This window comes from Janthinobacterium sp. LS2A (assembly GCF_036543145.1).
GTDB classification, from domain to species: domain Bacteria; phylum Pseudomonadota; class Gammaproteobacteria; order Burkholderiales; family Burkholderiaceae_D; genus Janthinobacterium; species Janthinobacterium aestuarii.
Window position 1 is genome coordinate 265,422 of record NZ_JAZHPB010000002.1, and the last position, 22,293, is coordinate 287,714.

The window sequence follows — 22,293 nt, forward strand, 5'->3', positions numbered from 1 at the left end:
ACGCTACAACCCGTGCACGGCACAATCCTGTTACGCTAGCGCTATCGGCATGCACTGCGGTGCACCGGTTCCCCCAACGCTTACTAGGAGGCATTCATGCGCGTAGACATCTACCGCCGGGCCGAGCACGACGGCATTTTTTCCTACCTCGCCGTGCCGGAAGGAAAGCTCATTCCGGAAGAAGTAACCAATACCGACTGGCAGCTCGAAACACGCGCCAGCGAAGTGGCCGACGATGCCGAGATCTTGCCCGACTACCATATCGAACAGCCGCACCAGCAGATCGCCGCCAAAGGCTATGCGATCACGGGCCTGAAAGACATGTAAACGAAAAAAGCCAAACCAGCATGTCTGCGGTTTGGCTTTGTTGTATGCCGGGCGGTGCCGGTCAGTATTCGACCGCCACCTCTTGTGCGCCCAGCATTTGCTCGAGCGCCATCTGCAATTCATCCGATGGCGCCACTTTCCACTCATCACCAAACTGCAGCACGCAACTGACGCCTTGCGGGCTGACCCGCGCGGCGATCGGCAATCCCGTCTCGGCGCGGTGCGGCATGATCACGTCGCGGATGCGCTTGGCGTCCAGGGTGGCCGGCAAGGTCAGGCCCAGCTGGCGGCCATACTGCACGCGCGCGGCGATGATGTCGAAGGCGCTCTCGGCCGTGATACGCAAGCCGCCCGAAAAACGGTCTTCCGACACCTTGCCCACGACGGCAAGGAATTCATCTTCCTTGAAGATTTTCCTGTTCGAGTCGAACAGTTCGCCATACACCGTCACTTCCACCGTGCCGCTCTTGTCGTCCAGGGTGACGATGAGGATCTTGCCGCGTTGCGTCATCTGCGTACGCAAACCCGTGATGACGCCGGCCATCATGCGCGGTTCGCGCGACGGCGACAATTCCGACAATTTCGTGCGCGCAAAGCGGCGCGCCTCGGGCGCATACGAATCGAACAGGTGGCCGGACAAATAGAAGCCCAGCGCGATCTTTTCTTCCGTCAATCGCTGTTTATCGGTCCACACGGGCACTTTGACGTACTCGGGCGGCGCCACCATGTCGCTGTCGTCGCCGCCGAACAGGCTCACCTGGTTGGCCGCCTTGGCGGCCTGGTCGGCGCATTCCATGGCGAACGCGACGGATGCGAGCAGGATGGCGCGGTCGACCTTCAGGCAATCGAAGGCGCCGCTGCGGATCAGGGACTCGATGGTGCGGCGGTTGATCTGCTTCTTGTCCACGCGCTTGCAGAAATCGAACAGGCTCGTGAACGGCCCGCCCGCCTCGCGCGCGGCGATGATGGCTTCGATGGCGTTCTGGCCCGAGCCCTTCACGGCGCCCAGGCCATAGCGGATCTGCGTGACTTTCTTGCCGCTCACGGACGGCGGCGCGCCGCTCGGCGTAAAGCGGTAATCGGATTCGTTGATATCCGGCGGCAACAGGGTCAGCTTGCAGATTTCGAGCGAGTCTTCCACCAGTATCTTGATCTTGTCCGTGTCATCCATGGCCAGCGACAAGTTGGCTGCCATGAAGGCGGCCGTGTGGTGCGCTTTCAGGTAAGCCGTGTGATACGACAGCAAGGCGTAGGCGGCGGCGTGCGATTTGTTGAAACCGTAGCCGGCGAACTTTTCCATCAAGTCGAAGATCTCGTCGGCCTTTTCCGCCGTCAAGCCATCTTTTGCCGCACCGGCGCGGAAGATCTCGCGGTGCTCGGCCATCTCTTCGGCCTTCTTTTTACCCATGGCGCGGCGCAGCATGTCGGCGCCGCCCAGCGAGTAGCCGCCGACGATCTGCGCCATCTGCATCACCTGCTCCTGATACACCATGATGCCGTAGGTTTCGGACAGAATCGATTCCGTGCGCGGATCGGGATAATCGAAGCGTTCGCCATGCTTGCGCTTGCAGAAATCGGGAATCAGGTCCATCGGGCCCGGACGGTACAAGGCCACGAGCGCAATAATGTCTTCGAAACGGTCGGGACGCGCATCTTTCAGCATGCCCTGCATGCCGCGCGACTCGAGCTGGAACACGGCCACGGTCTTGGCCTTGGTCAGCAAGTCGTACGACGGTTTGTCGTTCAGAGGCAAGGTGGCCAGATCAAAATTGGCTTGCGCGGGATCGAGCTGCTTGATGTAGCGCACGGCGCGGTCGAGAATCGTCAGGGTCGTCAGACCCAAGAAGTCGAACTTCACGAGGCCGACGGCCTCCACGTCATCCTTGTCGTACTGCGACACGACGCCGGAATCGCCGCCCTGCGTGTACAGCGGGCAGAAATCCGTCAGCTTGCCGGGAGCAATCAACACGCCCCCCGCGTGCATGCCGATATTGCGCGTGATGCCTTCGACTTGCTGCGCCAGGTCCAGCAGCTGCTTGACCTCTTCCTCGTTTTCCAGGCGCTCCTTGAGCAGCGGTTCCTCTTCAATGGCGTCGGCGATCGACACGGGTTTGCCCGGCTTGAACGGGATCAGCTTCGAGATGCCGTCGCAGAAGTTGTAGCCGAAATCCATCACGCGGCCCACGTCGCGGATCGCGCCCTTGGCCGCCATGGTACCGAAGGTGGCGATCTGCGAGACCGCCTCCTTGCCATACAAATCCTTGACGTGCTGAATGACGCGGTCGCGCCCCTCCTGGCAAAAGTCGATATCGAAGTCGGGCATCGAGACGCGTTCGGGATTCAAAAAGCGCTCGAACAGCAGGTTGTACTGCAATGGATCGAGGTCGGTAATGAGCAGCGAATACGCGACCAGCGAACCCGCGCCCGAACCGCGGCCCGGGCCGACGGGCACGCCGTTTTCCTTGGCCCACTGGATAAACTCGGCCACGATGAGGAAGTAACCGGGGAATTTCATGTTGCAAATCGTATCCGTCTCGAATTTCAAGCGTGACTCGTAGCGCGGACGCTCCTTTTCACGGCGCTCGGGGTCGGGATACAGCTGCAACAAGCGTTTTTCCAGGCCCGCCTGCGATTCAGCGACGAGGAACTGGTCGATCGTCATGCCGTCCGGCGTGGGGAAGTTCGGCAGTTGCGGCTTGCCCAGGGTCAGGGTCAGATTGCAGCGCTTGGCGATTTCCACGGAATTGGCCAGCGCGGCCGGCAAGTCGGCGAACAGTTCCGCCATGTCGGCCTGCGACAGGAAGCGCTGGCTGTCGTTAAACCGTTTCACGCGCTTGGCATTGGCCAGCATTTCGCCTTCGGCGATACAGGTGCGGGCTTCGTGGGCAATAAATTCTTCAGGGGAAATGAATTGCACGGGATGCGTGGCCACCACTGGCAGGCCCAGCTTGGCCGCCAGGGCCACCGCATGGCGCACCTGCGCTTCCTGGTTGGCCTGGCCGCCGCGCTGGATTTCGATATAGAAATGCCCGGGGAAAATCTCGGCCCAGCGCTGCGCATTGCGCTCGGCCAGGGCCAGGTTGCCATTCTCGATGGCGGTACCGACATCGCCGAAGTGCGCGCCGGACAGCACGATCAAGCCATTGGCCGCGCTTTCGCCCGGGTACAGGTCGTAGGTATTCGTCGCCAGCGCCTGCAGCCACTCGATGCGCAACTCGGCGCGGCCCTTGTACTGGTTCGTCAGCCAGGCCGTCGACAGCAGTTCGCACAGCTGCAGATAGCCCATGCGGTTTTTCGCCAGCAACAGCAAGCGCGACGGTTTTTCGCGGTTATCGTCATTCGTGATCCACACGTCGACGCCGACGATGGGCTTGATGCCCTTGCCGCGCGCTTCCTTGTAGAACTTGACCATGCCAAACAGGTTCGACAGGTCGGTGACGGCCAGCGCCACCTGCTTGTCCTTCGCCGCCGCCTTGACGACGTCGTCGATGCGCACCAGGCCATCGACGATCGAGTACTCCGAGTGCACGCGCAAATGGACGAAAGCAGGACCGGGCTGCATCGCTTGCTGTGAACCTGCCGGAGCGCCGGCCTCTTGCATTACCATTTCCATCCTGTGTACCGTTTCGTGCAAAATTCAATGGGGTCTATTCTACCGCGTCGCGCGTACGGACCGGGTATCCTGCCTGGCCTGTCGGGCTTATAATATCGGCTGTTCAGTCTAAGCCGATCGCCATCATGCAAGCCATCACCCCAGCAACACCCGCCGTTTCCGCCGCCGCCAGCCCGCTGGCCGCCACGTTTGTCAATATCGCCGCGTATAAATTCATCACGCTCGACGATACGGAAGCCATGCGCCCCTTGTATCAGGAGCAATGCCTGGCGCTGGAGCTGAAGGGCACGATCCTGCTGACACCGGAAGGCATCAACATGTTCCTGTCGGGCACGCGCGAGCATATCGACAGCTTCCTCGCCTGGGTGCGCAGCGACGAGCGTCTGGCCGATCTGGAATGGAAGGAAAGCTTGTCGAACGAGCAATCGCACAAGCGCATGCTGGTCAAGCTGAAAAAAGAAATCATCACCATGCGCATGCCGCTGATCAAGCCGGAACTGGGCCGCGCCCCGTCCGTCGACGCGCACACGCTCAAGCGCTGGTTAGATGCCGGCGTCGACGATGCGGGCAAACCCGTGGTCATGATGGAAACGCGCAACGCCTTTGAAGTGGACGTGGGCACGTTCAACAACACGCTCGATTACCGGATCGACAAGTTTACGGAATTCCCTGCCGTGGCCGCCGCCCACAAGGACGAGCTGGAAGGCAAAACCGTCGTCACCTTCTGCACAGGCGGCATCCGCTGCGAAAAGGCCGCGATCCACATGAAGGAAATCGGCTACGACAGCGTGTACCAGCTCGACGGTGGCATCCTCAAGTATTTCGAAGAAGTGGGCGGCGAGCACTACACGGGCGACTGCTTCGTGTTCGACTACCGCACGGCCCTGAACCCGAAACTGGAACCGACGGAAACCGTGCAATGTTTCGTCTGCCGCGCCGTCGTTACCCCGCGCCAGCAACTGGCGCCGGAATATGTGTATGAGGTGTCTTGCCCGCATTGTCACGGGGAAAAGACGAGCTGAGATCGCTACGGCCCCAAGCTGGCCATAGCGATCTTAGCCTGACTAGGCAAAAATTTCAGCTAACCAACTTCTCAGACTATAGCGGCGATACATATCTTCAGGCAAGCGGACGCAGGGCGTGCGCAAGAAATCTACGGGCAAGTCGGTAGCCTGGCGATCCACCACCAAGATATTCTCGGGGCGGTAAAAATCATAACTGACGACATCGGCATTCGTCGTGATCATTTTTTTACCGGCCCCCAGACATTCGATTGTACGCATCGTCAAACCCGTCTGGCCAGGATGATGAATGTCGAGCACGATCTCGCTACGCGAAAACAAGTCGAGAATCTGTTGCTTGTTCAGCGAGTGCCATTGGACATCTTTCCACGGTATGGCGCGAAAATCCCGGTCAAACAATTTTCGGACCGCCATCACCCATTTGCTTTGATAATAAAAATGCGTGTAGACGGGCAGCGTCATGCCCACGCGTTGCGCCGCCGCCACAATGCGCCGGACTACGGCGTAGCGGTCGGAATGCACGGTGCCAAGAAACAGCATGCCAATATCGTTGGTGTTTTTTTCCGCCTGTTTGGCCGCCATCGCTTCATAGACACTGATATAAAACAGAGGCAGGTGCCGCACGTGCCGGATATTGACGGTGTCTAGCCGGTCGAAACTGTATGCCTTGTCAAAGTACGACAGCTTGACTTCGCCATTCTTGAAATTTTTTAAGGAATCCCACGAATAGTAAAGGAAACGTGCTGTTGGTTGGCTTTCGCGCAGCATCCTGAGCCGCTCCGCAGAGATAGCTTCGCCCTTGATGACAAACACGACATCATAGACAATGCCACGTGCGTCATGAATGATACGGTCGAAATAACGGTCGCACATGGTGGCCACCAACTCTGGCCGAAAACGTATCAATGCCTTTACCAGCGGCGTCGATGCTGGACGGTCATCATGCCAGTCGACTTGACAGCCCGCCAGTTCCAATTCAGCCTTGATTTCTTTCTCGTAATCGAACGTCCGCGGAGAAATAAATAAAACGCGCGCTCCCTGTTGAATCATGTGACTTCGCCTTGCCTGAGAATTTTTGCTGGAATACCGCCGACGGTGGCGCCTGCTGGGACATCGGCAAGCACCACGGCATTGGCGCCCACGCGGGCACCATTACCGATCATGATGCCGCCAAGAATCTTGGCGCCGGAACCGACGATCACGTTATCGCCCACCGTGGGACGCGAATGCTCGGAGAAATTCACATCGATTTCTCGCGCACCAAAGGTGACATTATGGTAAATCGTGGCATTTTCACCAATACTGTTTACGCCGATCACCGTGCCCTGCGTGTGCGGCAAATACAATCCCTTGCCGATATTGCAACGGATGGCAATCTCCAGCCCGAACACGACAAAATTCAGCAACGAGAACAGCTTGGCCAGCGGTGACAGCTTATGCTGATAAAACCAGTGGGACAGCCGAAAAATCACCACCGGCGCGAAGCGGGGCGACAGGGCCCCCAGCATCACGCCCATGATGCCCGGCACGCGGCCAGGCTGGCCATTGGCCGCATATTGCCGTGCCAGATCGGCCAGCAAGGTTTTTTTTAACGTCATGGTTGACGGCTGGAGCCCATCAGCCCCTTGTCGGCAAGTTCACTGACCGAACGCGCATAGGCGGCCTTGTCTTCTGCCGGCTGCTGCGAGGCCCAGGTCAGGAAATGCTTCAAGCCATCCTTGAACTGCACACTTGGCGTAAAGCCCAGGACATCAGCGGCAACCGAAACATCAGCGATATTATGGCGAATGTCGCCGACGCGGAATGCGCCAGTGACGGTGATCTCGCTATCGCTGTTAAAGAATTGCTTGATCTCTTGCGCGACGGTCATCACGCTGGTGGCTTGTCCGGAACCGACATTGAGCGCGCCGACAAAAGGGCCAGCGTGGTTGACACTGCGCACCGTTGCTTCAACAACATCGTCGATATACACAAAGTCGCGCGACTCTTCGCCATCTTCATAGATTTCGATCAGCTGATTCTGCCGCGCCAGATTCGAAAACACCGCCAGGATCCCGGTATACGGGTTCTTCAACGACTGGCCCGGGCCATACACATTCTGATAGCGCAGACCAAAACCGTTGATGCCGCGGGTACGCGCAAATAACAGCACGGCCTGTTCCTGTACCTGTTTGGTCAGGCCATACATCGACATCGGCAGGAACGGCGCCGTCTCCGTCGTCGGCAGCAGCGCCACCGGCTTGACGCAGACAGGGCAGACAGGCTCAAACATCCCAGCCGACAGGTGTTCGCGCGTACGCTGGTGCGGGAACACGGTGCCATGCGATGCGCACTGGTAAGCACCTTCTCCGTATACGGCGCGACTCGAGGCGACGACGATGGAACGCAATTCCTTGGCGCAATCTTCGTTCTGGAGCAAATCAAGCATCGTGGCGGTCCCCTGCACGTTGACGCTGAAATAACGGTCGATTTCATACATGGATTGACCGGTGCCTGTTTCCGCAGCCAGGTGCACGATGGCATGGACACCTGTCAGTGCCTGTTTCATCGCATCGCGGTCACGTACGTCGGCCTTGATCAGTTCAACCTTCCCGGCCAGATCGTCAGGCAGTACATCGCTCGCATGAATCTGCGGGCTGAAATTGTCCAGCACGCGCACCTGCATGCCTTGGCCAAGGAAGGTGCGGCACAAGCGTTGTCCGATAAAACCCGCGCCGCCCGTAATGAGTACTGTTTGGTTCATGCCATTCTTCTTTCTTACGTAATGAATCTGATAGTTGGAGTTATGCCCTGCCGAGCACTTTCAACAGGCAATATGCCCGGAACTGCATTTTCTTAAAGAAACTATTATTACTGGCACTACCGCCACTCGAGACGTTTGCACCGTGACGGCGATACAGGATCAACGGCTCCTCAATAAGTTCGACCCGATAATAAAGTTCGGCGACCAGGGTCAGCCACAGGTCGTGCGGGCACAGTTTTCGATTGCCGGGAAAGGGCAGCGCCTTGCGCAGAATGCTACGCTTAAAGGCCATGCAAGCGCCCAGATACCGGGATTTAAACAGATTTTTCCAGAACCCCTGGCCGCCGCCACGCAAGGAAAACAAAGTCGTATCCAGTGGTGTCAATACATCGTCCGTGAACTGCGCGTTGCACACCACCATGTCGCAACGTTCCAGAGCGGCCAACATTTTCTGTACCCGGCCGGCAAGCCAGACATCATCCTGGTCGGACAGAAAAATCACCTCGCCTGTCGCGTGCCGAATGGCATGTTCAAAATTGCCGCTATACCCCTTGTCGAGCTCATTGGCGATCATACGAATGCGTGAATCGCCACATGAGCGGATCTTCTCCAGCGTCAAGTCGGTCGACCCGTCATCCGATACAATCAATTCGTCGTCAGCGGACAGTTGTCCGAGTATCGATTCAATTTGCTCCAGAATATATTTTTCGCCGTTATATACGGCCATGCAAACGCTTATTTTTGGCATACGGCTATCATCTTATTCTAATTTTCAAGCGGTCCCAGGCGGCCAATGACACCATGCGCAAAGCCCCGGCAACAATACACAAGATTTTTCAGATGCTGATCACCAAACATACTGAACGCCACCATATAGCGTAACGATTTGAGAAAAATCCCCAGGCGCACACCCGCTCCCAGATATTTCTTGCCCAATGCAATGGCAATACCATTCCTGACAATATAATAATTGCGCTGCGGTGTATGCAGCGAATACGTCTTCGCTCCCACCTTCACGGCGCCGTCACCCAAGGTATGGCGGATGACCACGTTGCGGCAGCCGATGATACGATAGCCATGCGCACGCGCGCGCCAGCACCACTCAAAATCGACCCAATCGATAAACAGCTCCTCGTCCATCATGCCCACGTGGGCCAGGGCCGCATTATTGATGATCATCCCCGAGGCAATCACCTGCGCAACCTCGACCAAGGACTGGGTAGACGCCACCTTGACCGAGTTGACTCCCTGAAGCTCGAAAAAACCTTCTCCCTCGCCGCTGGCCTTGTTTTCCTCCTGAAAATCCGGGGCAATCGCCCCCAGGCGGTCAGCGTGGCCAAGACCGCGGTAGTTCTCAAGCATGTTTGCCACATAATCATGCGGATAGATAGTGTCCTGGTCGCTCAGCAAGGACAGCTGCGCGCCCTCCTCCATGGCCTTGGCCATGCCCATGTTCTGGGCCTTGGCAATGCCGGCATTACGCTCCAGCAGCAACAGGCGCACATTCGGCACCCTGGTTTCCAGCGCCCGCAATCTGTTGGCCACGTCAGCACTTGCCGAATTATCGACGATATAAACTGTGCGGACCTGGTTTTTTATACTATCCAATGCCTGTTCAAAGACAGAAAAATCCGGCCTATATGTTACAAAGACAGCATCGATATCATAAACCATCGATTTTCCTAAAAATTGAATAATTCATGCAAGATGACATTATTGAAAAATATGGCAAAAAGCCATGCATAAGTAATCAACAACACCTCATTGCGTCCCTTGATCTTGTGCACCAGCGCCGGGATGACAATGACAATCACCACTCCCAGCATTTCCGAGATACGCACAGCGACTACCGGCAGGAAAGACATCGCATAATAAATCCCCAGTGACCAGCCCAGTATTTTTATGCAAAGCACTTCATATTTCGAACTGAATTTATTTATATTAAAAATGCACAAATAATAAACAAAAAGCACGCTCAGGTAGTACAGGCTGAAAAGGTTAATGGGCGCCTTTTCCTCGCTCTCCAATAATGTCAGATAGATCGAAATCTTGTAACCCAGCACTTCCGGCAGCGCCAGCGCGAGAAAAGCCATTGCCTGCAACAGCAAACCATTCACCAGTGAAAATGCCAGCGTGGCCAGCGGCAGAATCGCATACAGCTTGAAGTCGAGCCTGTTCAAGCGGATCAGGTAAAGGGGAACCAGAATAATCGCCGAATAATGGAACAAGGTTGCCATCCCCACCTTGATGAGAAAATCCTTGAGGCGGCGATCCGCAATATCGGGGATCGCCAGCAACAACAGGCCACAAGCGATGCTGGCCCGAATTTGTGTCATGGTATGCAACGGGAAGTACAAAAAGGCAAAGCAAATCAGCGCCATGATGGGATATGGCGAGATTTTCTGGATGGCCTTGACGTTGATCGCCATTCCCAAAACAGCATACGCCAACAGGACCCAGCGGAATCCATCGCCGGGCAACATCTTGGCTATCGCCGTGATCAGCCAGAAGGTTGGCTCCCGGGTCCGCAAGTCAGCGCCCAGCAGTCCTGCAAATTCCTGGTAGCTCTCCAAATATTGCAGGGAATCACGGTCAAATCCCACTTGCCGAAAACCGGCGATGCATACCAGCAAAAATGCAATTCCCAGCAGCAGGCGGATTTGCGATTTGTCCGTCAAACGTATTGGCTTCATTTTTTCGCGTTGTCGCCAAACAGGGTACGCACGAAAATCGCCATCATCTTGGCCGAAACGGCTTTCCACGAAAACGCCTGTGCAGTCAGCAATCCGGCGGCGATCTTCGCCCGGCGCGCGGCGCCATCCCGGACCAATTCCTGTATGCGCTCGACAATGGTTTGCACATCCTTGTTTTTCACAAGCCAGGCAGTATCTTGCGTCGCACCCATATAGCCGGTTGTCACGACGGCCGCGCCCGTTGCCAGTGCCTCCAGCACGGGATAATGCGGCGCGCCATGCTGGACCGTACCAGGAGAAACAAGAATATCGACGCTGCGGTAATAGTCGGCCAGCTCCGCATCGCTTTTTGGCACAACGACTTCACATTTTTCGTGCTGCCATCCTTGTGGCAAATTTCCATACGCTACGCGCAAGCGGAAACGCGGATCGAGTTTCGCCAGTTGCTCAAATGCCCGCAATACGTAAATGGTGCCTTTTTCAGGTTCATGGCGCCCAATACAGCCGATGATGATGGTCTCGGTGCTATCGATATCGCGGGGCGCCGCCAAAGGTTTAAAGACGTCAAGATCCATTCCAGGTGGAACAAAATCGCTGGCCCGCAGATTTTTATAACGAAAATACACCGGCGCATTCACGATTTTCTTGAGTGGCAACTGGTATGACAGGGCGGAAATCGCTGCCAAAACCAGGTCCTTGGCGGTCTTCATGTTGACATAGTATTCCGCCTCATACGCTTGGACGTAGTAGGCCTTCTTGGCGTTGCCGCACGATGCCAGCGCCACGGGCCATGCCGTTAGCGATTGATTAGCCAGAATCAGCTCGTATTCCGCCCCCACGGCCTTCAGTCCCGCATACAGCGCTTGCAAATGATAGCGGCCACTTGGCTTGGCCAGTGGATTGCGCTCGGCCGCAATCTGTCCTTTGTCATTCACCCACAGGATGCGGGCAATGGTGGGAAAGTAGGGGGCGTCGCTACTGTCGGGACACAAGAACGCCACGTCGTTTCCTGATTTGACCCATTCATTCGCCAGCTCGGACAATACCCTGCTACCGCCTGAACGGGCAAAAATCAAAATAGGAATCAGAATCTTCATGTAACTTTCTCAGGGTATATATATACGAACGAATGAAAATGCACTACCTGGTATTACGCTCCAGCGGCGCGGTCTTCGGAACCGTCCGCTTTCAATTGAGCGGCGCAGTGCCTCTCAGCGGGAAAAATTCCGAACGTTTGCCCAGGCAAATATCAGGTAAAAAAAATAGCTGACCGCATAGGCAATGTTTGCGCCATGCGCGCCATATTGGCCAATCAAAAAATAGGACAACACGATAAAAAGCAGGGCAAAAATCACTTCGGCAGCCATGAACCAACGTGTGGCGCCTCTCGATACCATAGGATAGGCATACAGAAAAGACAGTATTTTTAACACGTCGCCGACAAGCTGAATGGCGAAAAGATCACGTGCAGCACGGAATGCTTCGGTAAACAACAAGGAGAGCGCGACATCGCGCAACACATAGACGCTCAGCGCAAGCAGCGCAACGATCGGCATGACGATCTTGGCGGTGCTGCGGATCTCTTTCAAGATGGCATCACTACCGGTGAGTGACACCAGCTTCGGCAAGAAATACGTGCTCAGCGCCATTGTGATCACCCCAAGATACACTTCGGAGATCTTCCACACCGCCTGCCATTGGCCGGCTTGCTCCCATCCCGTTTTGCTGACCAGAATGTTACGTACTACAAGCAAGGCCATCGGCATGGTCAATGCCGTTGTCACCGCCATCACCACATAGGCGCCAATACCACGTAACTCAGCCTTGCTGGCCCGGCCCCACCAGAATCGCAGGCGGCACCATGGCTGCCGTACTACACCGAGCAACATGATAAGGCCGGATATGCCGGAAAATAAAACTGCCGCAATCAGGGCGCCATTCAGGTTCTCGTGTACCACCAGCACAACCATAATCACCGTGGCAATCATCACGGAAACAATGCCCAAGCCCACGTAGCGACGATATTGCTGCTGGCCGTTGAGAATCGACGCGATCAAGGTATTCGCAGCAGAAAATGGCAAAGCCAGGGCCGCCATGATAACCAGCCAGAAATAGCGCGCCTCGCCGAACACCAAGATGGCCAATGGCTGCGCGCACAGGCAAATCACAGGAATCATGACGGCCATCAACAAGCAGATCCAGTTCAGCGCCGCCTTCCACCACGGTGCGCATGCCTGCGGACCAGCTTCATGGTGCTGAGCCGTATAGCGCACGACACCGTTGCCCGCAGGCGCCGCCACCACGCCATTGAGAGCGGCGATGAGGCTTTGAACTTGCCCGAGCATGGCGATGCCGCTCGGTCCTGTGTACACCGCAACAACCTTGGCAATGACAAAACCGCTGGCCATGCGCAGCAACGTCAGCAAGCCACTGAACAAAGTGACCGTCAGTAATTTCTTCACTACTGGATCATTTCAAACTGCTGATCACGGCATCGACGACTTGCTGAACATCCGTTTCCGACATGGTTGGCCCCATGGGCAAGCTGATAATCTGCTGGTGCACCTGTTCCGCGATAGGGAAATCGCCAGTCTTGTAACCCAGCTCGGCATAGGCGGGCTGCAGATGCGGCGGTACCGGGTAATGAATCATGGTGCCGATGGACTCCTCGCCCAATGCCGCTTGCAAGGCGCCGCGTTCTGGCGTGCAAATGACATACAGATGCCAGATGGGGTCGCACCACTCGGGCACATGGGGTAGGACGATGCCGGGAACATCCTTCAATTTGTCATTGTACATGCGGGCAATCTCGCCACGCTTGCTGTTCGACGCATCAAGATCCGGTAATTTGACGCGCAATAGTGCCGCCTGCAACTCATCAAGACGCGAATTGAAGCCCGCCACTTCATTGTGATATTTGATACGCGAGCCGTAGTTCCGATACACGCGCAGATTGTCCGCAAGGACGGCATCATTGGTCGTCACCGCGCCCGCATCGCCCAGCGCGCCGAGATTTTTCCCCGGATAGAAACTGAATGCAGCGGCATCGCCCAGGCTGCCCACACGGCGGCCCTTGTATAACGCGCCATGCGCCTGGGCCGCATCCTCGATCACTTTCAAGTCATGCTTCTGCGCAATGGCATTGATGGCATCCATGTCGGCAGGCTGTCCGTACAGGTGGACGACAATGATGGCCTTGGTATTCGCGGTAATGGCCGCTTCAATTTTCGCCGGATCGATGTTGTAGGTACGCGCGTCCGGCTCGACTGGCACAGGAACGGCGCCACAATGCGTCGCCGCCAGCCAGGTAGCCACATAAGTATTGCTGGGAACGATCACCTCGTCGCCAGGCCCGATGCCGTATGCCTTGAGGATCAGGAAGATGGCATCAAGGCCATTGGCCACGCCGACGGTGTGGTCCGCTTGGCAATAACGAGCAAACTCCTGCTCGAAAGCCTCGACTTCTTTGCCCAGCACATACCAGCCGGAATGCAGCACACGGTGAAATGCGCTTTCAAGTGCTGCTGCGTGTTCAAGATTAATTGCTTTTAAATCAAGGAAGGGGATAGCCATTATTATTTTTTCTGCTCAATCAGTGAAGATATCGGATCCGCACCGGATAAGGATGCGGTAATGCAAAGGAAATCGCTGTAATCGCGAATATAGTCGTCTGCATCATACACATGGGATGCGAAAACCAGTAACACGGCGTCCGGAGAGTATTTGTATTGCACCCCCCACGTCAGCGGCGGTAAATAAATACCCAGGTTGGGAGCGTCCAGCATGTATTCCTGGCGCACATTGCCATCATCTGCGACGACAGCGCAAGACCCATGAACGCAAATGAGGAATTGATGGCATGCATGGTGTGCGTGTTCGCCGCGCAGCTCCTTGCTGGGAACGTCAAAGACAAGGAAATAGCGTGCAGCATCAAAGGGGATTTCCTTCTGGAATTCACCCACCGACAAGGAGCCGCGAATGTCCTTAATCAAAGGAAACTTGTACAGACGCACACCATTGACGTGAGAAGGCGCTCCGTCCTTGGTAAATTCCGACGCGCCAGCGGTGCCAAGCAACGGCGCTTGCACTGCATTCGGACTAGCGTTTGTATATCCGACCACGCGCGCAGGGTTGCCCACAACGATGGCATGGGGCGGGACGTTCTTGGTCACGACCGCACCGGCACCCACCATCGCATTTTCGGCAATGACGATACCTGGCAGGATGACAGCGCCGGCGCCAATGGAGGCGCCACGGCGAATGCTTGTCCGCGCGACTTCTGCCAGATATTGTTTGCTCCTGGGGAATTTATCATTGGCAAAGGTCGCGTTCGGGCCGATGAAGACATCGTCGCCAATGGTGATCCCATCCCATAATTGCACGCCACATTTGATGGTGACCCGATCCCCTAGCACCACGTCATTTTCAATGAACACATGATCGCAGATATTGCACTCGGCACCAATGCGCGCACCGCCCAATACATGCGCAAACGCCCATACATTGGTCGCGGTGCCAATCGACGCTCCTGGCTCGACAATCGCGTGGGAATGGATATGTTTTTTTTCAGTCATTAAAGGCCTTGCAATCATAGTTGTCAAAAATGCCACTTCAATTCGTATCTACCCAATACGGCCGCCACTCGCACGCGGACGGCCTTGTGGGCATCAATGCATGCACAATCTTAGAGCATCGTCCCATGCAGGCAAATCACAAAATGCCTGTTTCAGGCGCTCGCAAGACAAGATAGAGTACGCTGGGCGAGGCGCTGGCAACGGATACGCATCGGTCGTGATTGCCGTGACAACTGGCGACTTGGGCAATGCGGCATTGTTCAGAATTTCCTGTGTAAAACCAGCCCACGTTGTTTGCCCCTGTGCCGTCAGATGATAAACGCCGGAATGCCGCTGCCACCAGGACTGCAGATCGTCACTGGCCTGTGTTTGAGCGAGAATATGCGCTGTCGTATCGGCGATGGAGCGGCACCATGTTGGCGATCCATGCTGGTCGCCAACAATACGCAATTCCTCGCGCTCCTGGGCAAGACGCAGCACGGTCAGCAAAAAATTCTTTCCGCGCATGCCATAGACCCAGCTCGTGCGAAAGATCAAATGGGGGATGCCAGCGGCCTGGATAGCTTGTTCACCAGCAAGCTTGCTGCGTCCGTACACATTAATCGGGCAAGTCGGGTCATCTTCCACGTACGGGCTGCATTTAGTGCCGTCAAAGACATAATCGGTCGAGTAATGGATCATTGCCGCGCCAAGCTTCCTCGCCTCCTGCGCCATGACGGCCGGAGCTTCCGCATTGATGCGCATGGCCAGTTCAACCTCGGTTTCCGCCTTGTCAACCGCAGTATATGCGGCAGGATTGACGATCAACCCAGGCTTTACCGTGCGAATGACATCACGGATCTGGTCGAGATTCGACAAATCAAGTTTGCCGCGGCCCAGGGCTACGATTTCGCCAAGCCCCTGCAAGCTGCGCTCAAGCTCATAGCCCAACTGGCCCGTATTTCCCGTAAGCAAAATCTTCACTCAAATACCTCGGCATCAGCCAACAACTTGCCAAGTTGATCCTTGGCGGACAAGAGAGGAACTTCTCCCTCATGGATTGGCCATACGATGTTCAGTGCAGGATCATTCCATAAAATACAGCGCTCGAACTCAGGTGCCCAGTAATCCGTCGTCTTGTAGAGAAATTCCGCGCTGTCGCTGGTCACCATGAAGCCATGTGCAAAGCCAGCCGGTATCCATAACTGCCGCTTGTTCTCCGCGGACAAGACTACGCCAACAGATTGACCGAAAGTGGGCGAGTTCTTGCGCAGGTCGACTGCAACATCGTAGACGCTGCCCGCCGTCACGCGAACTAGTTTGCCTTGTGGCTGGCGGATTTGGTAATGCAAACCACGCAGTACGTTTTTTGCGGACTTGGAATGATTGTCTTGCACGAAATGGGGCGCAATTCCCGTCAGTTTTTCAAACTGGGCGGCATTGTAGCTCTCGAAGAAGAATCCCCGGTCGTCGCCAAACACCTTGGGTTCAATAATCAGTACATCGGGTATTGCAGTCGTATGGATTTGCATAATCAGAAGATCTTTTCATTTAATAAACGCAAGAGATACTGCCCGTATGCATTTTTCTTGAGGGGCTGGGCAAGCTGAAGCAATTGCTCCGCATCGATATACCCCTTGCGATACGCGATTTCTTCAGGACAAGCCACTTTCAAACCCTGGCGATTTTCGATGGTGGCGATGAATTGGCCCGCTTCCAGCAGGGATTCATGTGTACCGGTATCCAGCCAGGCCATGCCACGTCCCATGCGTTCGACATTGAGCTGGGCGCGTTCCAGATAGACCCGATTGACATCGGTAATTTCCAATTCACCCCGCTCCGACGGCCTGATCTCAGCGGCGATATCACAAATCTGCTTGTCATAAAAATATAAGCCGGTTACCGCATAGGAAGACTTCGGCGCCGTTGGCTTTTCCACAATGCTGATTGCCCGGCGCTGCGCATCAAATTCCACCACGCCGTAGCGCTCCGGATCGTGCACATGGTAGGCAAACACCGTGGCGCCTTCATGACGGTTGCTCGCTGCACACAGCTGCGCCTCAAAATCATGACCATAATAAATATTATCGCCCAATATGAGTGCCGACGGCGCATCGCCGATGAAGTCGCGGCCAATGATGAATGCCTGCGCCAGGCCATCAGGCGTAGGCTGCACCGCATAGCTCAAGCTGATGCCCCACTGGCTGCCATCTCCCAGCAGCTCTTGAAAGCGCGGCGTATCCTGCGGCGTTGAAATGATCAATATTTCTTTAATGCCCGCCAACATCAAGGTGGTCAGCGGATAATAAATCATCGGCTTGTCATAAACAGGCAGTAACTGCTTGGACACGGCCATCGTCACGGGATACAAGCGGGTGCCGGAACCGCCTGCAAGGATAATGCCCTTGCGCGCCAACGCTGGCGCGCTCATGGCGCCTCCTTGCGCGCCGCATAATTCTTTTCCATCCAGTTCAGATAAGCACCCGATTGCACATCGGCCACCCATTCCTGATTAGCCAGATACCACTGCACCGTTTTTTTGATGCCGCTCTCAAACGTTTCCGCCGGCCGCCAACCTAATTCCCGCTCGATTTTACGAGCATCAATGGCATAGCGGCGATCATGGCCGGGACGATCCGCCACATACGTGATTTGCTCCCGGTACGATCCGCCAGCCGCCTTCGGCGACAGCTCATCGAGCATGTCGCATAGAGTATGTACGACATCCAGATTGGCTTTCTCGTTCCATCCGCCAATATTATAAGTCTCCCCCAAACGCCCGTCCTCGAGTACGCGGCGAATGGCGGCACAATGATCACTGACATACAGCCAGTCGCGAATCTGCTGTCCATCACCATAAATCGGCAGGGGTTTGCCTGCCCGCGCATTTGCAATGATCAAGGGAACCAACTTCTCGGGGAAGTGATACGGTCCATAGTTATTCGAACAATTTGTAGTCAGCGTCGGCAAGCCATACGTATGATGATAGGCGCGAACGAGGTGATCCGACGCGGCCTTGGAGGCTGAATAAGGACTATTGGGCGCATACGGGGTCGTCTCGCTGAAGGGCGCATCATCTGGTCCCAGCGTACCGTAGACCTCATCGGTTGAGACGTGCAGAAAGCGGAAAGTGGCACGCTCCTCGTCAGGCAGGCCAGACCAATAGGTGCGTGCGGCTTCGAGCAAGCTGAATGTGCCGTTAATATTTGTATTGATAAACTCACCAGGGCCGAGAATGGACCGATCCACATGGCTTTCTGCAGCGAAATGAACAATGGCGCGCGGCATGTTGTTAAAAAACAACGCCTCGAGCTGAGCGCGATCGCAAATATCGGCTTGCACAAACACGTGCCGGGCATCATCGCTCAGTGCATTTAGATTATTCAAATTTCCTGCATAAGTTAGCTTATCCAGATTAAGAATCGGCTCGTCGCTGAAGGCAAGCCAGTCATTTACGAAATTTGATCCTATAAAGCCAGCACCGCCGGTCACTACAATCATCTCTATACCCCATACGTCAGAAAAATACAACAATTTTAATACATGGAAGTGTCTTTTCAAGCAAAATACTGCGATCTCATGACACCTACTGGAATTACGCCGCCCCCGGACGACTGCAATATTTCCACGGCTTCATCAGGCCCTCTAGGGCCGACCCCACATTTTACGCAGCCACATGGAGTTGCGGCAAATACTTGCGCAGACATGGCCAAAGAAAATGCCACACCCAAAGCAATAATTCCAAAAAGAAAATATACTTACCCTGCAAAAGTACGCTCATTCAGATGAACAGCGATCCTGCGCACAATATCTTGCGGAATCATCCGCAGCAGAACACTTCGCATAGCGTAAAATATATACTTGATCAATCCAGGCGGTTGCTTTTTTCACATCGACGCAATTTACCACCTGATAACTCAAAAAAATTTTACGGAATTTACAACATTTTTAAATAAAATAAAAGCTTGGTTACGTCCAGTAACAACTGTATCCAATTAAATATTTTTAGAAATGAAGAAATAAAATAAATTACACACTATCGGCACTATCTGTTTTACAGTTCTTCTGCTCAACCGTAGAATCGGCTATGATCAGGACTGACTGGGGCATGGTATTTTTTCAATCCCGAACTTCGGATACCAGGCCTGGCGTGGCTGCGCTTTGACTGTTTCCGGGAACAGATCAATCTGTCGCATGCGCCCGAACAGGCAGTCACCGTCATGAACACGCAGGCCCTGGAACCGATGCAGGGAACGAGGCAAACAGATGCGACGTTAGCTACCCATCTCACAGCGCGGGCCTTGCCTACCTCAAGTCAGCTCCCCGCCACAGTCGCAAACTGCGCCGCGTGGCCGGTACGGCAAGCAGATTTATTGATTTAGTCCGCTCCATAAAGTTATAACGCCTGACAAACCGTAGCGTGCAGAGATGTTGCGGTAACAGCGTAACGGAACAAAGGTCCGCAGCAAGTTGCAACAGGCGCTCCCAGCCGGGGTTCTTAGTCATTTTTTAATTGGATATTATGCTTTCAGTTGTAGTCAGTTTCATCACCGCATTCTTTGCAACACTCTTTATTGTTAAGCTATCCAGAAACATGAAGAAGATGCTGGATCATGACCTGGCCAGTGTGCAAAAAATTCATGCCAGACCCGTGCCACGTATCGGTGGGCTGGCAATTTATGCGGCGACACTAACAGGCACTGCGGTCACTTTCTGGAGAACACCAGAGGTGGGCGCATGGGTGTTTCTGTTGGTCCTGTGTGCCAGTCTGGCATTTGGCTGCGGCATTGTCGAAGACTTCACCAAGCAAGTCAGTGCATTCCGCCGGTTGCTGCTGACGATGATATCCGTCGTCATTGGTTATTATGTAATGGATGCGAAGATCGTCCGTATCGACATTCCTCTGGTGGATGCCTGGCTCAAATATGCCTGGATTGCATTGCCGTTGACCGTGCTTGCGGTGGCCGGCATCGCAAATGCCATCAACATCATCGATGGCTTTAATGGCCTGGCAAGTGTCGTGTCGATTTTCATGCTTCTGTCCATGGCGTATGTCGCATTTCTGGTCGGGGACTTTCATGTCATGGCAGCCTGCCTGATACTGATTGGCGCGATTGCAGGCTTCTTCGTCTGGAATTATCCGAACGGACTGATTTTCTTGGGCGATGGGGGTGCGTATTTCATCGGCTTCATGCTCGGCGAACTGGCGGTATTGCTGGTTGTGCGCAACAAAGAAGTTTCTGCATGGTATGCGGTCTTGCTGATGATTTATCCCGTCTTTGAGACCATCTTTTCGATCTACCGCCGAAAATTCATTCGCGGCGTCTCGCCTGGATTACCCGATGGTATCCACCTGCACATGCTGGTATTTAAGCGTCTAGTGCGTTGGACGATAGGCAAGCGCGACGCTCATGCGCTGACGCGTCGCAACTCGTTGACGGCCCCCTACCTGTGGCTGCTGTCACTGACTGCCGTGATCCCTGCTACGCTCTTCTGGCGCTACCAATGGGTACTAGTCGCCTTTTCAATGCTGTTTATCGTCACCTACGTATGGCTGTATACGCAAATTGTGCGTTTTAAATCGCCGCAATGGATGATTCTAAGGCAGAGTTTACGCAAGAAAAAATAAGCCATTTCAGTGGGACATGGCACACCGCACCGCCGAGCTCACCCGGCGGCCTAACAAATCCTCACAATTTGTCATCCTGTCCCTGCCAGCGCCATTTATAATGTGCGCTTGCGGTATCCATGAGTACGTCCATATTGCGCCTCTCACTGCCACGCAGGACTGCGCAGAGCAGTTGTTTGACTGCCAGACTTGGCTCCGACGGGAAATGCCCGCAAGTCAGCAAGGTCGCTGAATGATCATTTTTGCCAACTGTATTGGACCGCTGCGCCCCAGCTCACCTCAAACGTTTTTATTAAAGAAAATTTCATGGACCAATCTTCGCAACTAAGGGAAAAAGGAAATCATCCTGCAGACGAAAGCATTAATTTCAACGATTTCCTGGCTTCCCTGTGGCATTCCCGCCGCATCATTCTTGGCATCACCATATTAAGTGCAACCATTGGGGCTGCCACTGTGTATGCTTTCCCAAAGTACCGCAGCGAAGGATTCTTTCAATTCGGTGGCCCAATCCCCGTTACCGTACAAAAGAGCGTCAAAGATCCAGAACCCAACCCTGGCATCAGCTTGGCGAATTACAAACGCTATGCTGCCGCGTTCAATACCAGCGGACGCTTTATCGAATTTTCGGAAAAAAACAAAACGCTTGATGCGAAGGATTTCGAAAAAATGCGCCGCGTATTTTCTGCGCGCGAAGGCATCAGTCAAATGATCGAACCTGTTTTTCCGTTTACCAAGCTCGATGCCAAGGAATTAGCCGGTGAAGTAAAAGACGGAAATAACAATGTCATCGGCCTGCGGATCAGCGCAATCAACGATACTCCAGAGGGAGCCCAGCGCATGGTTGCGCTGATGGGGCGCTATACGATCGATACGATCATTTACCTGATTTATTCAGATAATTTGCGCTTCAAGCAAACCGAAATTACCACAAAAATCACCAAGCTCGATAACGATATCATCGAGGAAAAAGAACGGCTGGAAAAATTCAAGCGCAAGGGTGGTGACCTGAAGCAGATCGTCAACCGCTATCCCGAGCCTGCCAGTCAGCCATCACGCCAGATCGTCACGATCAATGATGACAATGCCCGCTATCTGTCGCCAGTCACGCAATTAATGACCAGCGAAGTAGAGATTTCAGAGGCCAACGAAGCCATTCTGCAGGCAAAAACGGAACAAAGTAAAAATGTCTTGCTCCTCGAATACTATAAAAAGGCCAAAGACCTGATCGACAACACCCGCTCGGGAGAGGAAGTGCTGCGTGGACTGGAACCCCTGAAAATCGAAGTATTCAAGGGAAAAAATATGGATGACGAAGTGATCAAGCAAGTTTACAACTCCATCACGATCGACAATCAAAATGCACTGAATATTTACTTGGAAAAGAGCCGCTTTATTGCAGGTCCAAGCTTGCCAGAAAATCGTGCCGACCGACTCTCGCATGTCGTCGGCAAGGCCGCACTTTTCGGCCTGCTCCTTTCGCTGGTATTTGTTATTGGCCGCAACTGGTGGCGCGAAAACAACCTCAGTCTGCTCAAGTAAGCGCCCTATGTCATGCCTGTATTCTGCGAGATATACTTAGGCAAAACAGTCGCCGAAAGATGCACAACAGTGCCTCGCTCATGCAGAGGAAATGCGTAAGCTGCCTGATGCATGTAGCTTCCACCCCAGCAAAAAAACAGCCAGGTAAAACCTGGCTGTTCATCATTTCTCCGT

19 protein-coding genes are annotated in these 22,293 nt (G+C 54.5%); 4 read left to right on the plus strand and 15 right to left on the minus strand.

Going from position 1 to position 22,293, the window contains the following annotated elements; translation table 11 throughout:
- Positions 1–96: 96 nt before the first annotated feature.
- Positions 97–327 (plus strand): DUF6139 family protein, encoded by a 231-nt coding sequence (locus tag V3C40_RS07000; RefSeq protein ID WP_034747058.1) that lies wholly within the window; start codon positions 97–99, stop codon positions 325–327.
- 61 nt (positions 328–388) lie between these two features.
- Here V3C40_RS07000 and dnaE read toward each other — a convergent pair whose 3' ends face one another.
- Positions 389–3,928, minus strand: coding sequence for a DNA polymerase III subunit alpha (gene dnaE / locus V3C40_RS07005; protein ID WP_070301316.1), 3,540 nt, complete (start codon positions 3,926–3,928; stop codon positions 389–391).
- 137 nt (positions 3,929–4,065) lie between these two features.
- Here dnaE and V3C40_RS07010 point away from each other — a divergent pair, with 137 nt between their 5' ends.
- A complete protein-coding gene (locus V3C40_RS07010) occupies positions 4,066–4,962 on the plus strand; it encodes a sulfurtransferase (RefSeq protein WP_331776991.1) in 897 nt (298 codons plus the stop codon).
- A 42-nt stretch (positions 4,963–5,004) separates the two neighbouring features.
- On the opposite strand, the gene V3C40_RS07015 is transcribed toward V3C40_RS07010, so the two are convergent.
- The 14 genes from V3C40_RS07015 to rfbB form a co-directional block, all read right to left on the minus strand.
- Positions 5,005–6,012, minus strand: a complete 1,008-nt coding sequence (locus V3C40_RS07015) for a hypothetical protein (RefSeq protein ID WP_331776992.1) — start codon at positions 6,010–6,012, stop codon at positions 5,005–5,007.
- A complete protein-coding gene (locus tag V3C40_RS07020) occupies positions 6,009–6,560 on the minus strand; it encodes a serine O-acetyltransferase (protein ID WP_331776993.1) in 552 nt (183 codons plus the stop codon). Before V3C40_RS07020 ends, V3C40_RS07015 begins: the two co-directional genes overlap by 4 nt.
- Positions 6,557–7,705, minus strand: coding sequence for an NAD-dependent epimerase/dehydratase family protein (locus V3C40_RS07025; protein ID WP_331776994.1), 1,149 nt, complete (start codon positions 7,703–7,705; stop codon positions 6,557–6,559). The genes V3C40_RS07020 and V3C40_RS07025 overlap by 4 nt, the downstream gene beginning before the upstream one ends.
- Before the next feature lie 40 nt (positions 7,706–7,745).
- Positions 7,746–8,453, minus strand: coding sequence for a glycosyltransferase family 2 protein (locus tag V3C40_RS07030; protein ID WP_331776995.1), 708 nt, complete (start codon positions 8,451–8,453; stop codon positions 7,746–7,748).
- Positions 8,454–8,470: 17 nt separating this feature from the next.
- Positions 8,471–9,379, minus strand: coding sequence for a glycosyltransferase family 2 protein (locus tag V3C40_RS07035; RefSeq protein ID WP_331776996.1), 909 nt, complete (start codon positions 9,377–9,379; stop codon positions 8,471–8,473).
- An 8-nt stretch (positions 9,380–9,387) separates the two neighbouring features.
- A complete protein-coding gene (locus tag V3C40_RS07040) occupies positions 9,388–10,467 on the minus strand; it encodes an EpsG family protein (RefSeq protein WP_139143260.1) in 1,080 nt (359 codons plus the stop codon).
- The gene (locus V3C40_RS07045; protein WP_331776997.1) at positions 10,395–11,495 is read right to left on the minus strand and encodes a glycosyltransferase family 4 protein; all 1,101 of its coding nucleotides are present in this window, start codon (positions 11,493–11,495) and stop codon (positions 10,395–10,397) included. Before V3C40_RS07045 ends, V3C40_RS07040 begins: the two co-directional genes overlap by 73 nt.
- A gap of 114 nt (positions 11,496–11,609) precedes the next feature.
- Complete coding sequence (locus tag V3C40_RS07050) at positions 11,610–12,860, minus strand: O-antigen translocase (protein WP_070301307.1); 1,251 nt, start codon at positions 12,858–12,860, stop codon at positions 11,610–11,612.
- A 7-nt stretch (positions 12,861–12,867) separates the two neighbouring features.
- On the minus strand, positions 12,868–13,971 hold the full coding sequence (locus V3C40_RS07055; protein WP_331776998.1) for a DegT/DnrJ/EryC1/StrS family aminotransferase: 1,104 nt from the start codon (positions 13,969–13,971) through the stop codon (positions 12,868–12,870).
- Positions 13,972–13,973: 2 nt separating this feature from the next.
- Positions 13,974–14,972 carry a WxcM-like domain-containing protein gene (locus tag V3C40_RS07060; protein WP_070301305.1) on the minus strand — a complete coding sequence of 333 codons (999 nt, stop codon included), beginning with the start codon at positions 14,970–14,972 and terminating at the stop codon, positions 13,974–13,976.
- Positions 14,973–15,065: 93 nt separating this feature from the next.
- Complete coding sequence (rfbD, locus tag V3C40_RS07065) at positions 15,066–15,935, minus strand: dTDP-4-dehydrorhamnose reductase (RefSeq protein ID WP_331776999.1); 870 nt, start codon at positions 15,933–15,935, stop codon at positions 15,066–15,068.
- Complete coding sequence (rfbC, locus tag V3C40_RS07070) at positions 15,932–16,483, minus strand: dTDP-4-dehydrorhamnose 3,5-epimerase (protein WP_331777000.1); 552 nt, start codon at positions 16,481–16,483, stop codon at positions 15,932–15,934. Before rfbC ends, rfbD begins: the two co-directional genes overlap by 4 nt.
- Positions 16,484–16,485: 2 nt before the next feature.
- Positions 16,486–17,382, minus strand: coding sequence for a glucose-1-phosphate thymidylyltransferase RfbA (gene rfbA / locus V3C40_RS07075; RefSeq protein ID WP_070301302.1), 897 nt, complete (start codon positions 17,380–17,382; stop codon positions 16,486–16,488).
- The gene (gene rfbB, locus V3C40_RS07080; RefSeq protein WP_331777001.1) at positions 17,379–18,452 is read right to left on the minus strand and encodes a dTDP-glucose 4,6-dehydratase; all 1,074 of its coding nucleotides are present in this window, start codon (positions 18,450–18,452) and stop codon (positions 17,379–17,381) included. Before rfbB ends, rfbA begins: the two co-directional genes overlap by 4 nt.
- Positions 18,453–19,473: 1,021 nt before the next feature.
- Between rfbB and V3C40_RS07085 the strand changes: the two genes are divergently transcribed.
- Together V3C40_RS07085 and V3C40_RS07090 are read left to right on the plus strand one after the other, a co-directional pair.
- On the plus strand, positions 19,474–20,580 hold the full coding sequence (locus V3C40_RS07085; RefSeq protein ID WP_331777002.1) for an MraY family glycosyltransferase: 1,107 nt from the start codon (positions 19,474–19,476) through the stop codon (positions 20,578–20,580).
- Between the two features lie 306 nt (positions 20,581–20,886).
- A complete protein-coding gene (locus tag V3C40_RS07090; protein ID WP_331777003.1) occupies positions 20,887–22,119 on the plus strand; it encodes a lipopolysaccharide biosynthesis protein in 1,233 nt (410 codons plus the stop codon).
- The last annotated feature ends 174 nt before the right edge of the window (positions 22,120–22,293 follow it).

What these genes read in the sequence shown, in the direction of transcription:
- V3C40_RS07000 (WP_034747058.1), top strand. Translation starts at nt 97, where the DNA reads ATGCGCGTAGACATCTACCGCCGGGCCGAGCACGACGGCATTTTTTCC.
- dnaE (WP_070301316.1), bottom strand. Translation starts at nt 3,928, where the DNA reads ATGCAAGAGGCCGGCGCTCCGGCAGGTTCACAGCAAGCGATGCAGCCC.
- V3C40_RS07010 (WP_331776991.1), top strand. Translation starts at nt 4,066, where the DNA reads ATGCAAGCCATCACCCCAGCAACACCCGCCGTTTCCGCCGCCGCCAGC.
- V3C40_RS07015 (WP_331776992.1), bottom strand. Translation starts at nt 6,012, where the DNA reads ATGATTCAACAGGGAGCGCGCGTTTTATTTATTTCTCCGCGGACGTTC.
- V3C40_RS07020 (WP_331776993.1), bottom strand. Translation starts at nt 6,560, where the DNA reads ATGACGTTAAAAAAAACCTTGCTGGCCGATCTGGCACGGCAATATGCG.
- V3C40_RS07025 (WP_331776994.1), bottom strand. Translation starts at nt 7,705, where the DNA reads ATGAACCAAACAGTACTCATTACGGGCGGCGCGGGTTTTATCGGACAA.
- V3C40_RS07030 (WP_331776995.1), bottom strand. Translation starts at nt 8,453, where the DNA reads ATGCCAAAAATAAGCGTTTGCATGGCCGTATATAACGGCGAAAAATAT.
- V3C40_RS07035 (WP_331776996.1), bottom strand. Translation starts at nt 9,379, where the DNA reads ATGGTTTATGATATCGATGCTGTCTTTGTAACATATAGGCCGGATTTT.
- V3C40_RS07045 (WP_331776997.1), bottom strand. Translation starts at nt 11,495, where the DNA reads ATGAAGATTCTGATTCCTATTTTGATTTTTGCCCGTTCAGGCGGTAGC.
- V3C40_RS07055 (WP_331776998.1), bottom strand. Translation starts at nt 13,971, where the DNA reads ATGGCTATCCCCTTCCTTGATTTAAAAGCAATTAATCTTGAACACGCA.
- V3C40_RS07060 (WP_070301305.1), bottom strand. Translation starts at nt 14,972, where the DNA reads ATGACTGAAAAAAAACATATCCATTCCCACGCGATTGTCGAGCCAGGA.
- rfbC (WP_331777000.1), bottom strand. Translation starts at nt 16,483, where the DNA reads ATGCAAATCCATACGACTGCAATACCCGATGTACTGATTATTGAACCC.
- rfbA (WP_070301302.1), bottom strand. Translation starts at nt 17,382, where the DNA reads ATGAGCGCGCCAGCGTTGGCGCGCAAGGGCATTATCCTTGCAGGCGGT.
- rfbB (WP_331777001.1), bottom strand. Translation starts at nt 18,452, where the DNA reads ATGATTGTAGTGACCGGCGGTGCTGGCTTTATAGGATCAAATTTCGTA.
- V3C40_RS07085 (WP_331777002.1), top strand. Translation starts at nt 19,474, where the DNA reads ATGCTTTCAGTTGTAGTCAGTTTCATCACCGCATTCTTTGCAACACTC.
- V3C40_RS07090 (WP_331777003.1), top strand. Translation starts at nt 20,887, where the DNA reads ATGGACCAATCTTCGCAACTAAGGGAAAAAGGAAATCATCCTGCAGAC.